Raw genomic sequence first — 15,911 nt, 5'->3', positions numbered from 1 at the left:
TACGGGGGACTGCGGATGCGCTGTCACCCTTCCCGGAAGGACCGCCGGTGAGATCTCGTACCCGCAGCCTGTTACTTGCCGCAAGCCTGTTCAGCCTGCTCGGCGCCGCCTTCGGCCTGCCCTCCCTGAACTCCGCCTCCGCCGCACCGGCAGGGGTGACCGCCGAAGCGGAACCGCCCTCCGCGGTCGAGGAGTTCGACTACCCGGACGCGGCGAAGATCCTCGCGGAGAAGAAGATCAAGCTCCTCAAGGGCGACGGCCACCTGCTGCTCGCTGACTGCGGGAATTCGCCTCAGCAGGTCAAGGTCTGGTCGCGCGACGGCGACTTCTGCTTCCTGGCCAACGCCAAGCGGGGCTATGTCACCTTGGAAGTCCCCAAGGTGTGGGCCCTGGAGACCGCGAGCCACCCCATCAGCGCCGATGTCACCGCCCGCGGCAAAACCGAGACCGTCAACGTCTCCAAGACGGGCCCCCAGAACGGCTATCAGAGCGTCGGCGAAGGCACCGACGGCGACCCGGCCGTCCTCGTGGAACTCCGCGTCACCGGCTGACCCGGCACCCAACGTCCAACCCGTGCCACGCACGTACGCCCGCGCACATCACGCCGCCCCGAGGGCGAAAAGCCGCCGGACCGGATGGACCGGCCGAGCAGCCCCTGCGGCAGTCCCGCCCCTCCGCCCTGCCCCGCCCAACAGCGGCACACGGCACCCCTGACTTCGAAGGAAAGAACATGTCTGGCATACGTCCGCGCCGAGCGTGGATGACGTTAACGATGGCCGCCACGGTCGTGAGCAGCGCACTGCTCACCGGCTCCGCGCACGCCATCTCGGGAGAGGCCGCCAACAACGGCACCTACGCGTTCACCGCGAAGTTCGACATCGAGCGCGACGGCGGAAAGCGCAGCTGCTCCGGCGCGCTGGTCGACAAGCAGTGGGTCCTCTCCGCCGCCCGGTGCTTCGCCGCCGATCCCGGCAAGGACTTCAGGATCGACGAGGGCGCTCCCAAGGGGAAGGCAACCGCGACCGTCGGCCGCACCGACCTGTCGGGTACGACCGGCAGCGTCACGGACATCGCCGAGCTCGTCCCCTACGCGGGCCGCGACCTGGTGATGGCCCGGCTGGCCAAACCGGTCAGCGGCGTCACCCCGGTGGCCATCGGCACCAACCCGATCGCCACGGGCGAGCAGCTGAAGGTGGCGGGCTTCGGCCGCACCAAGACCGAGTGGGTCCCGAACACACTGCACGCTGCCTCCTTCACCGTGGGCACGGTCCAGGACACGACGATCGGCATCACCGGCAAGGACGCGGCGGTGTGCAAGGGCGACACCGGCGGCCCGGCCCTGCGCGAGAGCGGCGGCCGGGTCGAGGTCGTCGCCGTCAACAGCACCTCCTGGCAAGGCGGTTGCCTGGGTACCGACCCGGCCGAGACCCGCACCGGCGCCGTCGACGCCCGGGTGGACGACCTGGGCGCCTGGGTGCAGCAGGTCCGCTACCGCCCGGTCTTCGCCGCCGCGCCGTGGGCGAAGGCCACCCACCTCGCCTCGGGCTACTTCACCGGCGGCTCGGCCGGCGGCACCCGGCACATGGACATGATCGTGCGCTGGAACGACGCCGAAGTCACCCTCTACCAGGGCGCCGACGACAAGGACCCCCGCCACCCCTTCGCCGCCGAATACCAGCTGGCCGAGCCGCCGAAGGCGGGCAAGACGAGCATCTGGCAGCACGCCAAGCAGATCACCGGCGCGAGCTTCGGCGGCGGCACGGACGGGCTGGTCGTGCGCTGGGGCGACGGTGAGCTGACCCAGTACACCCACGTCGACGCCAAGGGCTTCCACGGGGAGAAGCAGCTCGCCAAGGCCAAGAACACCACCTGGCCACACGCCACGCAGATCACGGCGGGCCGCTACTCGGCCAACCAGCAGCGCGACGACCTGCTCGTGACCTGGGACGACGGCCGCGTCACCCTCCACCCCGACCTCAACGCCAACGGCGTGGCGGACAAGACCCGGAAGGTGCTCGTCAACAAGAACACCACCTGGACGCACGCTACCCAGATCAGCGCCGGGGAGTTCACCGGCAAGAAGACCATGGACCTGCTGGTGCGGTGGTCGGACGGCGAGGCCACCCTCTACCCGGGCGTCGACACCGCGGGCTTCCACGGCGAGACCAGCGTCCGCCCGAAGAAGTCCTACTGGACCAATGCCACCGCGATGGCCGGTGGCGCGTTCGTCGCCAACGACCGGTCCACCGATGTCATCGTCTCCTGGGCCAACGGGTCGGTCAGTCTCTACCCGGGTGTGGACGCCGCGGGAACACACAAGGAAATCAAGATCGTGAACTGAAGTCGTTCTCGATGGTGACGACAGCGACTCCCGTTCGGCGAGTCCGACGTCAGCGGGCCAGCTGCTTTTCGAGGAGGGTGACGGCGTACGTGCTGCCGTCCGTCCCCTCCTTGAAGGGCTGCTCCCCGACGACGGTGTAACCGGCGTCCTCGTAGTACGTGCGCAGCCGCGGGTTGGCGGAGAGGCAGTCCAGCCGGGACCACGCCCGCCCCGCCCCGGCTATCCGCCGCTCGGCATGCGCCAGCATCGCCCGCCCGGTCCCGGCCGGTGCCCGGTCGCGGTCCACCATCAACCGGTGCACATAGCCCGCCTCCGGCGGCTGCGGCCCCCACGCGGGCTCATCCCGCCACCACAGTTCGAACGCACCCACGGCCCGCCCGCCGGCCTCCGCGAGCCACACCTCGCCCTCTTCGACCCGCAGCCGGAAGTGCTCCTCGCCCTTCCCGCCGGGCTGCCACTGGTCGATGCCGTTCGCCTGCATCCAACGGGCCGCGGCGTCGTACAGCACGACCAGCCCCAGCAGATCGTCGCCGCCGGAGGTCAGCCGGAAGGTGATCTCGTTCATGGGCCGATTCTGTCTCGCTGCTTTGCCTTGCTTCCCACGTTTTTGTCTTTCCCGCCGTGGGGGTTGTTCGCTGTTTGTCGCCCGCTGCGCGGTGCGCTCGCCGTTGCGCCTCTCCGCTGCGCTTTGCCGTGCGCCCCACGTTGTCGGCTTGTTCGCCGTTGCGCCTGGCGGCGGGCTGGGGTCGCTGCGCGGGGCTGTTGGGTGCGGTGCCGCTCCTCCGGACTTCGTCCTGCGGCGCGTCCCCTCCCGTTGGGGGATGGGGAATGGCTGGTGGGGGTGTTCGTAGGTGGTGCGGTGCTGCTTGTGGATCACGTGGAAACGCGCACGTCGGTGGCCCGCCCCCACTCACTTTTACTTTCTCCACTCACGGGAGGGGACGGGCCGGAGGGGCCTGGTGTGTGGACGTAAAGCGAAGCAGTCCACACACCAGGCCCCGGAGGACCGTCACCGCACCCGACAACCACCGCCCGCCGCAGGCGCAACGGCGAGACACCACCACGGCGGGAAGCCGAAAACGTGGGCCGAAAGCAAAGCGCAGCGGACGGGCGCAACGGCGAGACACCACCACGGCGGGAAAGCCAAAAACGTGGGAAAGACTAAGCGAAGCGCCCTACGCGAGAGGCCAGGTCGGCGAACATCCCGTCCGTAGGGTCGTCGGCCAGGATCTGGCGGACGACCTGGGCCATCCGCTCGTCGTACGCGGCGCTCACCGTCGCCAGCGCCGCGAAGTCGTGCACCAGCTGCCGTTCCAGCTCCTTGCGGGGGATCGGCCGCCCGTCCAGCCACAGCAGTGCGGTGGTCTCGGCCAGTGAGATCCAGGAGCGGACGACCAACTCCAGCCGGGGGGCGGGGTCGGGGATGCCGAGATGGGCGAGGATCTGCACGTAGGCGGCGTGCCGGACCCCGTCGATCATCGCGCTGGTGCGGGTCGAACCGATCGCCGGGCCGCCGCGCATCAGCGCCGAGAAGCCGGGGCCGTGTTCCTCGACGAAGTCGAAGAAGCGTTCCATGACCCGCAACAGCCGGGCGCCGAGCGGACCTTCGTGCGGCTCCACGAACCGTGCCGTGAGTTCCTCGGCGGCCCGCCGCAGCGCGGCCTCGTACAGCTGCTGCTTGCCCGGGAAGTAGTGGTAGACCAGCGGCCGGGAAATACCGGCCGCCTCGGCGACCTCGTCGATCGACACATCCTCGGGGGAACGGTGGCTGAAGAGGTCGAGTGCGACGGCGATCAGCTGCTCGCGCCGCTCCTCGACGCCCATCCTGCGGCGCGTCCCGGTCGTCATGCGAAACAGCCTAACGATCCGGGGCGCTCCATGGAATCGCAGGTGGAATCACAGATCGAGCACGAGTTGGGCGGGGCCTGTACGGACGGACGAGGACGCGTCCGGCGGGGTGACGACGTCCGTCCGCGAGGTGATCCGCGGCAGACGGCCTACGGGACAACCCCACAGCCCAGCCCAGCCCAGCCCAGCCCAACCCAGTCCAGCCGAGTCCAGTTCGGCCCAGCCCAGCCCAGCCCAGCCCAGCCCAGCCCTTGGCTCCGGCCTTCAGCTCAGCCCTCGGCCCGGCGCTCAGCCCAGCCCCTTGATCCCCCTGCCGTTCGCCAGTTGTCCCTTCAGCTCCGCGCGGTCGCCCGCCTTCGCCGGGAGGGACAGCAGGCGGCCGGGGGCCTGGCCGTGCACGCTGCCGGTTGCGGTGATCGAGGTGACCTGGCTGCTGCCCGCCGCCAGCAGCCACCACTGGCCGGTGGTGGCCTTCCACAACACCCCGGCCAGGGCGCGCGGCGCCCGGGGGCCGCAGGCCGTACCGCCCTCGGTGCGCGCCGCCACCGTGCCGGCCGCATAGGGCCGCCCGCCCGGCGCCGGTGTCTGGATCTGTGCCATCGTCCGGCTGCCCGCACCGCGCCAGGTCTCGGCGCGGGTGCACAGCCAGGCCGCGTCGCCCGCGCCCCCGGGCAGTGGCTGGTGGGCGAATTCCCAGGCGTTCACGGCGCGGACGCCCATCCCGCGCACGGCGGGCAGCTGGCAGGCCGTGCGCGCCCAGGCGGTCCTGGCCCGCGGTGCGCTCACCTCGCCCGGCTTGCGTGGTGTGCCGTACGTCAGCCGGGCCGGGGTCAGTTCACCGAGATCGGTGAGCAGCCGGCCGCCCATCCGCAGGGCCGGCCAGGTCGTGCACTTCTCCGCGGGCTGCGGAGTGGGCACCGCGCTGGTCATCCCGCTCGCCCCGATCGTCACCGGCCGGGCCGCCACGTCCGGCTTGACCAGGTCGGTCAGCCGCGCCGACTTCACCCAGGGGGCGGTCAGATACCGGATGTTGCCCTGCGTACGGCTGACGACCAGCGCGCTCGCGGAAGCGGCCGCCGCGCCGTCCGTGCGCGCGAAGTCCAGCGCCGCGCCCGTGCCGTCGCTCTGCCCCTCGCCGTCCGCCGCCTCCGCGTAGCGGATCACCCGCAGCCCGTCGTGGAGGAGCACCACCACCACGTGGTCCACCACGCCGGCGAACAGCAGCTGGGCTGGGCCGGACGCCGGGCCGGCCGGGGTGCCGGGCGTCGCCGAGACCTGCACCCCGGCCCCGGGCCTGGCCCACACGGCCAGCGCCCGCCGCAGCAGCGCCTTGTCGTGGATCCGGTCGCCGCGGGCGGGCCAGGCCGAGAAGTCCTGCCGTGCGGCGCCCTTCCAGGCGGTCGCGGAGGTCACCGCGAGCTTTCCGGGATCCAGGGCCGCTTCGGCCGCCGCGTTCTGTGCGTACGGCGGGGCGGCGGCGCCGTCCGGGCCCCAGCCGTCGCCCGGCAGCCCCAGCAGGGCCCCGCACACCAGCACCGCCACACCGGCCGTCAGCACCGCCCGGCCGTGCTGCCGCCGCCGGATCAGATCCGTCGGCCGGGCCTGTAGGGCGCACGGGTCGAACTCCGCCGACTCCAGCAGCGACCGGTCCCGGCTGCCGGCCGGCGTCGCGGCCCGCTCCGCCTCCTCCAGCGCCTCACGGGGATGCGCCACCCCGGCGGCCTCCAGCACCCGGCGGGTCTCGGGCGCACTCAGCCGCTCCAGATCGCGCAGCACGAACGCCGCCCGGCCCGGCCCGGACAGCGCCGACAACGCCTGGTCCAGCGCCAGTTCGTCGGCGCCCCCGGAACGCGGGAAGAGCCGCAGCCCCCACACCTGGGGGAGCGGGGGCGGCGGTACCGGCAGCCACCGGCGCGAGCGTCCCGCGGCCAGGGCGGTGCGCAGGACCCGCAGCCGTACGAAGGCATAGCCGGGGTCGATCGCCGCGTCCGTGCCGGCGCGCTGGGCGGGCAGGCCGAGTCCGCGGGTGGAGCTGCGCTGCCGCGGCAGGGTCCGCTGCACCACTCCGTGGGCGGCCAGCACCCGCCGGCTGCGGCCCTGGCCCGCCGGCAGGACGAGATAGGCCAGCCGGACCAGCCGGGGGTAGTGCTCGACCAGCGCCGCCTCGGCCTGCTCGACGTCGATGACGTCACCGATGTCCTCGAGGCTGCCGGGTGAGGTGCGGTCCGGACGCTGGGGTGTCGCTTGCTGCTGCTTCACGTTCGGTGAAACGAGTGATTCCTGTGATGGTCACCGGCCCTCCCGGGCGCCCTGACGGGTGACCGCACACGGCTGCGGCCACCGCGGTGCGCCGACCGTGGTGGCCGCTGGCGGTCTCCCACGGAGACCGGGGAGACACCCCCTGGGGCCTGTCGTTTGGATCAGGCCCCAGATCTGCCGGTCCGGCCGGCTTCAGCGCTGGAGGTCGAACTCGCCGTCCCGCGCGCCGAGTACGAACGCCCGCCACTCCGCCTCGGTGTAGCGCAATACCACATCGGGGTCCGTGGAGTTGCGCATGGCCACCGCGCCCCGCTCCAGGAAGGCGATCTCCACGGCCTCCTCGGCGTCGCCGGGGGCGCGCTGCCAGGTGGCGTCGGAGATGTCGAGGGCGTAGAGCCACTCCTTCTCAGCTGCGGCACTCATACCGTGATCCCCTCGCTCGTGGTCCGTTGCCGGTCAGCGTACGCGGCGCTCAGGCCGGGTTCCACCGGCGGAATTCCGCCGTCCCGCGGTCCCCGGTCGCGGAGTTGGCGGCGGACTGGTGCAGACCGGTGTCCTGCCGGGCGGCGGCTCCGGGGACGGTCACGGTGGCGATTTCGCGCCAGGTCGCGCCGTCGTCGGTGGAGCAGGAGCCGGTGTACGTACCGCCGCCCGCGCCGTCCTTCCCGCGGGTCAGGCGGAGCAGGACGGGCGCGGTGATGCCGGTGATCCGCCGGTAGGTGTCCAGGGCGCCGTCGCCGTTGGCGTCATGGGACAGCACGACGCCGTTGGCGGGGGTGACGGACAGGTTGAGGAAGCCGAGGGCGTCCGGTGTGCCCGGGGCGGACGGCGTGCTGAGGCGGTTGCGGACGATGAGGCCGGCGCGGGCCCAGGGGCCGGTCGGGTCCTGGGAGGTGACCTCGACGGTGACCGAGCCGCCGGCGGTGAGCGCGCCCGGCCGGTAGACCGCGCCGAACTCGGCGGTGGCCTTCCACAGGTCCGCGCCGCCGCCGTTGACGGCCAGCCGGTCGCCCAGCTGGCCGAAAACCGCCGCATTGGTGGTGACGGTCCTGAGCTCGTCGTCCAGCGGTCCGGCCACGAAGAGGGTGCCGTGCTGCGCCGCGCGGACCCGTGGCTCGCCCTTCGGGCCGTAGTCGGCGGTGAGGTCGTAGGGGAGCGGGTGCAGCGGGGTCTTCAGGGGGCCGGCGGGGGCGGTGACCTGCCAGTGGGCCCGGCCGGTGCCGCCGGGCGGGAGCGACGGCAGCGACACCGGGCCCGACGCGGTGGCCTCGACGCCGGTCAGCGCGAAGTCCACCCGGCCGGTCGCCCGCAGGCCGTTGACGTTGCGCAGCGCCGCGGTGACGGTGGCCCGGCCGCCCGGCGGCAGGGCGGACGGATCGGCGGTGACCGTGACGGTGCCCTGGTACGGGGCCTTGGCGAGGGTGTCGTGGACCCGCCGGGCGGTGCGGTACGCGTCGGTCGTCGGGCGCAGCGGATGGCCGGTGCGGGCGCGGGTCCAGGGCTCTTCCAGGGCGTACCAGTCGAAGGTCTTCGGCGGCCGGTCCGCGGCCAGCGCATCCGAGAGTTCGTCCAAGTACGCCTGCCACTGCGGGAGATGGACCTCGCCGATCAGGCCGTGCCAGTCGCGGTTGGCGTAGTTGGCGAGCGAGCCGCCGTCGGCGGTGGCCCGGTCCGCCCAGGTGGTGATCAGCGCACGGGCACTGTGTTCCAGCCGCGCCTCCTCCTCGGGGCCGGTCGCCATGGCCCTGGCATCCGCCAGCCACGGCCCGAGGAGGAACAGCCGGTGCCCGCCGGTGACCTCGTCGCTGAGCCGCATCAGCCGCAGCCACAGCCCGGACAGCGCACCGAAGGCCGCCCGGTCCTTGCGCCGGTAGGCCTCCTGGAGCTGCCCGATCAGCTGCCAGGACCGGTTGGCGAGGGCCTGCCGGGCTGCATCCGTCAGATCGTGGCGGTAGGCGTCGCTGCCGCGCAGCGCGGGGCGGACCCGCAGCAGCGCGGCGAACGCGGTGTCGAACCCCGCCGGGTCGAAGGCCGGGGTGTGGGTGGCCCAGACCGTGCCGGAGCGGGCGGCGAGGCTGGGGCGGGCGGCGAAGACCGAGTCGTGCGGACGGCCGTCCTTGCTGGAGATCTCGTACGCGCTGGTGCGCAGCGCGGCGTACGCGGCGCGGGCTCCTTCGTCGCGGGCGCCGTAGCGGAGGTCGGCATAGCCGTCGAACCAGGCCGTGCGGTCCACCGGGCGCTCCCGCCAGGCCAGTTCGCTGAACAGCTCGAAGGCGGCCGGGTCGCGTTCGGCGGCCTCCGGCATGTACGCGGTCCCGGCGAGCCTGCTGCCCGGCTTGTCGCGCCAGGCGGTGAAGCGCTCGGCCCAGATGTGGGTCTTGGCGCCGATGGTGGTGCGGCCGCCGAAGTTGGGGATGGAACCGAAGGCGTACGGCACCCCGCCCCAGTCCCGCTCCCGGTCGGTGACCGTGTCCAGGTCGCTGAGGCCGTCCACGATCAGCATCCGGTCGTGGTCGACGGCGTCCAGGAGATCGCGCCGGGGGTTCTCCTGCCAGCCCAGGATCACCCAGGTGGCGTCGGGGCGGGCGGTGCGCAGCGCCTTCTCGACGGCGCGGGCGGCGTCCGGTACGGGGACGTCCCCGGGGTCGCCGCCCTCGTGCAGCAGATCCATCTTGAAGTGGTCGGCGGGGCCGAGGAGTTGGAGCTGGTGGCGGTAGAAGGAGGCGGCGGCCGCGGCGAAGGCGTCGGTGCGCGGATCGAGCCAGTCGGGGCGCTTGAGGCCGGACCAGGTGCCCTGCGGCACGGTGCGCGCCCCGGGGTTGCGGGCGGCGAACCCGTCCGGGACGGTGCCGAAGTAGCCGGGCAGGACGGGACGCATGCCGAGCGCGCGCAGCCGGTCGGTGATTTTTCGTCCCAACTCGGCGCGCTTGTCGATCAGTTGGCGGCTGAGCGGGCCGTCGTAGCCGCTCATGTTCTGCAACAGCCACCACGGCTGGTGCGAGGGGGCCGGGAGCCAGCCGCGGGCCTCGGTGTCGGAGTAGCCGAAGTCGGTCAGCAGCCGGTGGTAGACGGCCTCGGAGCCCGGGGTGACCAGCACCTCGTTCACCCCGTGCAGCGCCAGCACATCGATCATCCGCTCCCAGTGCGGCCAGTCCGCGTACGGGGCGGTGTAGCCGTCGTGGGTGTCGTTGAGGGCGAAGCGGTGCGGCAGAGAGGTGGCCCGCTCCATCGGGGAGGTCGGGGCGGGCAGCCGGTCCGGCAGCGCCGTCTGGTCGCCGGCCCACGACAGATGGGCCCGGCAGGTGTACTTGAGGTACCAGTGCACGCCGGTCAGCAGCACCGCGGGGGTGGTCCCGGAGACCGTGATCCGGCCCGTCCGGCCCTCCACCCGGAAGCGGTCGGCGTCGCCGTCCGGGGCGAGCGGCACCAGCTGGAACTGATCGGCGTGCCGGGGCAGCAGCCGGGCCAGTGCCGCCTGCGCCGGTGCGGTGTCATCCGCCCGTGCGGTGTCGTACGCCGGTGCCCGCTCCCGGCTCCGGGCCAAAGCCCCGGCGGGGGCGGCCCCGCCGAGCGCCGCTCCGGCGCCGATCGCTCCGGCGGTTCCCAACAGTGCGCGTCGTGACGGTCGGCTCACGTGTGCCCCCACGGCTCGGTGGTAACAACAGTCCCGTGCGGGGGCACGCTAACGGTCGGTCAGCCGCGGTCCAAGGGGGCCAGGGCCGTCGGCGTCCGTCGGCTGGGGGGATCCGATGGCGGTAGGGGGAGTACGCCCCCGGCCCCCGGACGGCGGCGACCAGTGTTCTGCGGACCCTCACCCGTTCGCTCCCTGGGCTTCACGCGCCCGGCCGTCGGGCACGGGAACAGTCTCCCGCGTAGAGAAGGGCCAGGTCATCGGGTGAACACCCCCTCCCCAGGGGTGTCACCGGCACCACTGCGGAGCAGTGCAACGGCTGCCCCGCGCGGCCCGCAGGCCCCGCTGTCTCACCGCCCCGTCGACTCGCACAGCCTCCCCACTCCCCAAGGAGGGCTCTCATGAGCATGGCATCGACTGCGTCCGCCGCCGTCCCCCGCACCACTCCCGTCCCCGCCCCGGCATCCGCCCCCGCCGACCCCGGCTACACCGCCGAGATCGCCGGCACCCGCGAGCAGATCCGCGCCGCACAGCGGCTGCGCCACCAGGTCTTCGCCGAGGAGATGGGCGCGACCCTGCACTCCCCGCTGGCCGGCCACGACATCGACGCCGTCGACGAGCTCGCCGACCACCTTGTCGTCACCCACACCGCCACCGGCGAAGTGGTCGGCACCTACCGGCTGCTGCCGCCCGGCCGCAGCCCGCGGCTGTACTCCGACGGCGAATTCGACCTCGGCGCCCTGGCGGAGCTGCGCCCCTCCCTCATCGAGGCCGGCCGCTCCTGTGTGCACCCCGGCCACCGCAGCGGCGCCGTCATGACCCAGATGTGGGCCGCGCTCGCCCGCTACACGCTGCTCTCCGGCCACCGCTACCTCGCCGGCTGCGCCTCCGTCCCGCTCGCCGACGGCGGCACCGCCGCCGCCCACGCCTGGGGACTGGGCCGGGCCCGCTACGCCGCACCGCCCGAGCTCCAGGTCACCCCGCACCACCCCTGGCACTCCACGCTCCCCGTCCCCGGCCGCCCCAGCCTCGCCCAACTGCCGCCGCTGCTCCGCGGCTATCTGCGCATCGGCGCGTTCATCTGCGGCGCGCCCGCCCACGACCCCGAGTTCGATGTCGCCGACTTCTTCGTCGTCCTGGACATGGAGCGGCTGGGCGACCGCTACCGGCGCTACTTCCTGGGGGAGCGGTGAACGGTCCCTGGGACGTCTGGTCCGACTGCACCCCGGACTGCGCCGCACACGCCCTGCCGCGCGTACCGGCGACCCGTATCGCCCGCCGCGGCGCCGCGTTCGCCCACACCGTGCGGCGGGCGCTGACGGACGGCGAGCGGATGGCCGACCCGGTACGGCTGCGCGCCCATGCCGGGGCGCTGCTCAAGGCCCTCGGCGTCCGCGTCGAGGGCGCGGCCTCCCTCACCGCGGGGGACGGCACCGGCACCCTCATCGTCCTCAACCACATCTCCTGGCTCGACATCCTCGCCCTGCTCGCCGTCGAACCGGTCACCCTGCTCGCCAAGCGCGAGGTCGGCGGCTGGCCGGTCGTCGGCGGCCTCGCCCGCAGGGCCGGTACGCACTTCATCGACCGTACGAGCCCCCGCCGGCTGCGGCACACCGTCCAGGAGGTGGCCGAACTGCTCGGCTCCGGACGGTCGGTGGCGGTCTTCCCGCAGGCCACCACCTGGTGCACGGCCGACCGGGGCACCTTCCGCCGGGCCACGTTCCAGGCCGCCCTCGACGCGGGTGCGCCGGTCCGCCCGGTGACCCTCGCCTACACCCAGCAGGGGCTGCCCAGCACGGTGGCCGCGTTCTGTGGCGAGGACACCTTCGCCGCCTCGCTGCGCCGGGTGCTCGCCGCCCGTGCGCTGACCGTCCGGGTCACCGCGCATCCGGTGCTGACGACGGCGGACGGGCGCCCGGACCGGCGGGAGTTGGCGGAGCTGGCGGCGCGCGCGGTGTTGGGCGGCCGGCCGGGAACGGGTGCGGTGGTACGGCAGGCGCCCGCGCGGCCCGCACTCCTGCCCGCGGTGCCGCGGCCGGGTTCCTCCGTGCCGGATGCTCCTGTGCGGGACACCCCGGCCCATGTTTGAGCAGCTGGACCAGCTCACCGAGCCGCTTCAGGGCATGCTGGGCTCGCCCTGGCTGTGGCTGATCGTCCTGCTGGTGTCCGGCCTCGACGCGCTGCTGCCGTTCATGCCGAGCGAGACCACCGTGGTCCTGGTCGCCGTGCTCATCGGTCCCGACCTGCCGCTGCTCGCCCTGCTGGCGGGCGTCGCGGCGGCCGGGGCACTGGCCGGTGACTGCCTCGGCTATGCGGTGGGACGGTACGCGGGCCCGCGCGCGATCGCCCGGCTGCTGCGGGGCGAGCGAGGCCGGGCCCGGCACACCAGGGCCCGCGCGCGCATCGAACGGCATGCCGCGCTGCTCGTCGTCGCCGGCCGCTTCCTGCCCGGTGGCCGGGTGGTGGCGGCGCTGTCCACCGGGAGTGTCCGCTTCCCGCTGCGCCGCTTCGTCCTGCTGGACGCGCTGGGCGCGGGCATCTGGGCGGTGTGCAGCGCCGCGCTCGGAGCTCTGGGCGGCGCGGCGCTCACCGATTCCCCGGCGAAGGCGATGCTGCTGGCCTCCGGGGCCGGGGTGGTGGTGGCGTGCGGTGTGGGATGTCTGCACCGGCGGGCGCCCCGGAGGACGGGGAACGGATCCGCCCCGGGGCGCGAGCGCTCTCCGGCCGGGCGGGGGAGCGGCTCCCCGCCCGGCCGCGGCCCCGCCAGGAGGGCCGCTGAGCCCCGGCCTCAGAGACTCGGCACGTACTTGTAGCCGACCCGCCGCACCGTCACGATCGACGACCGGTGCGCGGCGCCCAACTTGCGGCGCAGCCGGGCGACATGGACATCGACCGTACGGCCGTCGCCGACGTGCCCGTAGCCCCACACCGTGGTCACCAGCTGGTCGCGGGTGTGCACCCGGTGCGGATGTGCCACCAGATGGGCCAGCAGCTCGAATTCGAGGTAGGTCAGGTCCAGCGGCCGGCCCTGGACCTGCGCGGTGCGCTGTTCGGGGTCGATCCGCACGATCTCGTCGCCGGTCGGCGCGCTCACCACGGGCTCGGCGGCCGGCGGCGCGGCCGCGACCTGCTCGGCAGGTACGAGGACGAGATAGCCGACCATCGGCGGCTGGCCCGGCAGCGCGGGCAGGCTGTGCTGCGGCGCCGGAAGCCAGGTGGCGCCGGAGTTCAGCAGCTCGGACACCGACTGGAGGCTGTGGTCCGGAGCGGCTCCGCCCGGGGCGGTGGCGGGCAACGGGTGGGCCTCGTCGGGTGCTACGGCGCGCAGGCGGTGACGGTGCGGGTGCGGGGCGGGCTGGGCGGGGAGGGGGGCCGTCGCGGAACCGGCAGTCAGGGTACGGACGTTCGTCATCAGGAGTCAGCTCTTTCGCGCAGAGGGGCGTCGGGGACGTCGTGCGCGCGGGCAGGGCGTGGAACGCCGGTCAGCGGCGTCGGTGAGGCGTGTGCGGGCCCGCGCTCAGTGCGCGCGGCAACACAGACGGTCGAATGCGTGCGCCTGCCGGGACGGCCAGAAAGGCTCGAGGTCGCTGCGACCCGTCGCGGTGTCTGTAAGGCTGGCCATGGCACCTATTGAACCAGACAGTCGGTGATCTGTCCCTTGGGTGGACGGCCCTTTGACGGGATTCCGCCGCGGCGGAGCCGCGCAGGTACCGGGACCGGGGGCGACCCGGTCCCGACTCCGCTTTTCCGTAGGGGAGTTGGCGAACCTCCGGGGGTCGGGCGGGTGGCTGGAATCCACTTCGCGGGGCATGTTCCGGTATAGGTGGCGGCATGCGGATATCTGCGGGATGCGCCGTTCGCGCCTGGATGCGCGCCCCGGGTTCATGCCCCGCTGCCGCGGTCTGGGCTCACGTCCCGTTCTCACGGTCTGGGCTCATGCCCCACTTCCCCGCCCAGGGTTCATGCTCCGCTTTCACGCCCCGGGCTCACGCCCGGATCTGCGAGTTCGCCCCCGTTCGTCCTTCCGCCCCCGCCCGTATCCCCGTGCCGACCCGCATCCCCGTCCCCAGCGCCACCCCGATCACGAGTGCTGCCAGATGCCCGACGTCGGTGAACGTCCGCCCGCGGCGCAGTACGGGGCGTACGCCCAGCGCCAGCAGACCGGCCGTCGCCGCGGCCCGCGCGCCGTGGTGCGGGACGGTCGCGGCGAGGGCGCCCACGGTGGCGTTGAAGCCGTAGCTCGCTCCGACGTCGATGGCCCGCGCGGTGGTGTCCGGCGGCTCCGCACCGGTTTCCCCGGCGGCGTGGGCGGCGGAGACGCCGGGGGAGGCCCTGGTGGTGGCGGAGGAGGGGGCGCCTTCCCGCGTCCGCCGGCGCAGCGCCCCGTAGACCAGCAGACTGGCCCCCGCATGGCCGGCCGCGAACACCCCTGCCGCACGCCATACGCCCCATCGCGCCTCGGCCGTGCCGAGGGCGGCGAGCAGCGCGGCGCCGTACGCCACCGGCAGCGGCTCCTCGACGAACACCGCGCTGGTGGCCAGCGTCTGCCACCGCCCGGCCCGCAGATTGTCGACGTTGGTGGAGTGCGTGCGCAGCAGCTCCGTACGCCGCCGGCCGGGCAGCCGCGCGGTGGCGTACGCGCCGAGCTGCACGGCGCCGACATACAGCGACGCGGCCCAGGGAACGCCGGCCGGCAGGCCACGCGGTGCGGTGGTCCGCAGGACGCGCGGTACAGCGGCCGGCAGACCACGCGAGAGGGCCGTCGGGAGGCCGCGCGACAGGGAGACCGGCAGGGCGCGTGGTACGGCTCGCGACAGACGACCGGACGCTTTCCTCCGCGATGCGGTGCCCGGCATCTCAGGCCCCCGTCCGCGGCAGTCTCTTGCGCCAGTCCAGCGGGGCGACCTCGATGACCCGGTCCGGATCGCCGTCCCACTGCGCCGGCAGGCCCGCCTCGGCGAACGCCGCCACCACGGCCCGTCCGACGCCGGCCCGGTCCTGCGGGGAGGCCTCCCCGGTGTCCGCGTAGGCGCCGTAGCGGACCGACAGGCCATGGCCCTGCACGGCCGACTCGGTGTCCTGGAAGTGGAAGAAGACGAAGCCCCGGTCTCCTTCGCCGCGTTCGGCCGCTATCTCGCCGAGCGCGCAGTTGCTGCAACAGCTGAAGTTCATCCGGGCGGTCAGGCCCCGGGCGTCCAGCGCCTCGAAGGCCTGCTCCACCCGGTCGGCGTCGGTCACCGCGGGCCACTCGGCCTGCTCGGCGAGCCGCTCCTCCCACAGGCCCCCGACGATCCGTCGCGCCTCGTCCAGAGAGACCTGGGGATCCTCGGGGCCGAAGGCCTCACAGACACCCTGGGCGACCTCATGGAAGTCCCAGAAACCGGAACATATGTCCTTGCGGGCCCGCTCCTCGGCGGCCGCGCGGGTCTTCGTGTCCAGGCCGGGCGTCGAGTAGAGATCCGCCGGCTGCCAGTCGAGCGCCGTACGCCAGGCCGCGCCGCCGCGCGCCCAGTCCAGGAAGAGCCCGACGACCCGCTCGGTATCGTCGCTCTCCGCGCGGAAGTGCCGCTCCGGAGCGCCGTCGCGGTACTCGACCGAGAACGGCCCGTCGCCGTCCCGCCAGGTCTGCACGAACACCTGGGCCTGTTCGGGGAGCCGCTCGACGACCACGAAATGGTCGTCGTCGGCGCCGATCCGCCGCACCAGCCCGGCGAGTTCGGCTTCGGCCGGGCGCGCGCGGTCCGGCCCGGTCTCGGTCTTGACGCTGATCGCTAGCATGCCCCCAGCGTGCCAGCCGCCACTGACAAACGGCCCCTGAACTGCGCCCGCTTG

13 protein-coding genes are annotated in these 15,911 nt (G+C 73.6%); 5 read left to right on the top strand and 8 right to left on the bottom strand.

Annotated elements, in window-relative coordinates; translation table 11 throughout:
* Positions 1–47 precede the first annotated feature (47 nt).
* Both M8I34_RS23205 and M8I34_RS23200 read left to right on the top strand, forming a co-directional pair.
* The gene (locus tag M8I34_RS23205) at positions 48–551 is read left to right on the top strand and encodes a hypothetical protein (RefSeq protein WP_250051971.1); all 504 of its coding nucleotides are present in this window, start codon (positions 48–50) and stop codon (positions 549–551) included.
* Between the two features lie 221 nt (positions 552–772).
* Positions 773–2,341 carry a trypsin-like serine protease gene (locus M8I34_RS23200; protein WP_250051969.1) on the top strand — a complete coding sequence of 523 codons (1,569 nt, stop codon included), beginning with the start codon at positions 773–775 and terminating at the stop codon, positions 2,339–2,341.
* A 49-nt stretch (positions 2,342–2,390) separates the two neighbouring features.
* On the opposite strand, the gene M8I34_RS23195 is transcribed toward M8I34_RS23200, so the two are convergent.
* The 5 genes from M8I34_RS23195 to M8I34_RS23175 all read right to left on the bottom strand — a co-directional run bounded on the left by M8I34_RS23195 (position 2,391) and on the right by M8I34_RS23175 (position 10,082).
* Positions 2,391–2,906, bottom strand: a complete 516-nt coding sequence (locus M8I34_RS23195; RefSeq protein WP_250051967.1) for a GNAT family N-acetyltransferase — start codon at positions 2,904–2,906, stop codon at positions 2,391–2,393.
* A gap of 596 nt (positions 2,907–3,502) precedes the next feature.
* A complete protein-coding gene (locus M8I34_RS23190) occupies positions 3,503–4,189 on the bottom strand; it encodes a TetR/AcrR family transcriptional regulator (RefSeq protein ID WP_244415188.1) in 687 nt (228 codons plus the stop codon).
* 288 nt (positions 4,190–4,477) lie between these two features.
* Positions 4,478–6,448, bottom strand: coding sequence for a hypothetical protein (locus M8I34_RS23185; RefSeq protein WP_250051965.1), 1,971 nt, complete (start codon positions 6,446–6,448; stop codon positions 4,478–4,480).
* Positions 6,449–6,640: 192 nt separating this feature from the next.
* Entirely contained in the window at positions 6,641–6,871 is a 231-nt protein-coding gene (locus tag M8I34_RS23180; protein WP_030083635.1) for a DUF397 domain-containing protein, read from the bottom strand.
* 49 nt (positions 6,872–6,920) lie between these two features.
* Complete coding sequence (locus tag M8I34_RS23175; protein ID WP_250051963.1) at positions 6,921–10,082, bottom strand: alpha-N-acetylglucosaminidase TIM-barrel domain-containing protein; 3,162 nt, start codon at positions 10,080–10,082, stop codon at positions 6,921–6,923.
* Between the two features lie 398 nt (positions 10,083–10,480).
* Between M8I34_RS23175 and M8I34_RS23170 the strand changes: the two genes are divergently transcribed.
* From M8I34_RS23170 to M8I34_RS23160, 3 genes are read left to right on the top strand one after another with little or no spacing between them, the layout of a single operon-like run.
* Complete coding sequence (locus M8I34_RS23170) at positions 10,481–11,272, top strand: GNAT family N-acetyltransferase (protein ID WP_250051961.1); 792 nt, start codon at positions 10,481–10,483, stop codon at positions 11,270–11,272.
* On the top strand, positions 11,269–12,168 hold the full coding sequence (locus M8I34_RS23165; RefSeq protein ID WP_250051959.1) for a lysophospholipid acyltransferase family protein: 900 nt from the start codon (positions 11,269–11,271) through the stop codon (positions 12,166–12,168). The genes M8I34_RS23170 and M8I34_RS23165 overlap by 4 nt, the downstream gene beginning before the upstream one ends.
* Positions 12,161–12,892, top strand: coding sequence for a DedA family protein (locus tag M8I34_RS23160; RefSeq protein WP_250051957.1), 732 nt, complete (start codon positions 12,161–12,163; stop codon positions 12,890–12,892). Before M8I34_RS23165 ends, M8I34_RS23160 begins: the two co-directional genes overlap by 8 nt.
* Here the strand turns inward: M8I34_RS23160 and M8I34_RS23155 are convergent.
* From M8I34_RS23155 to M8I34_RS23145, 3 genes are all read right to left on the bottom strand, one after another.
* On the bottom strand, positions 12,868–13,491 hold the full coding sequence (locus tag M8I34_RS23155) for a winged helix-turn-helix domain-containing protein (protein WP_244415198.1): 624 nt from the start codon (positions 13,489–13,491) through the stop codon (positions 12,868–12,870). The two genes, M8I34_RS23160 and M8I34_RS23155, sit on opposite strands and share 25 nt — an antisense overlap.
* Before the next feature lie 574 nt (positions 13,492–14,065).
* Positions 14,066–14,935 carry a rhomboid-like protein gene (locus M8I34_RS23150; protein WP_250051955.1) on the bottom strand — a complete coding sequence of 290 codons (870 nt, stop codon included), beginning with the start codon at positions 14,933–14,935 and terminating at the stop codon, positions 14,066–14,068.
* A gap of 1 nt (position 14,936) precedes the next feature.
* Positions 14,937–15,857: a hypothetical protein gene (locus M8I34_RS23145; RefSeq protein WP_250051953.1), complete on the bottom strand. Its 921-nt coding sequence runs from the start codon at positions 15,855–15,857 to the stop codon at positions 14,937–14,939.
* Positions 15,858–15,911: the final 54 nt, after the last annotated feature.

Source organism: Streptomyces sp. MCA2 (genome assembly GCF_023544705.1).
Classification (GTDB): Bacteria; Actinomycetota; Actinomycetes; order Streptomycetales; family Streptomycetaceae; genus Streptomyces; species Streptomyces decoyicus.
Note: the sequence above shows the minus strand (reverse complement) of the source record. Positions and strands in the feature narration are given on the sequence as shown.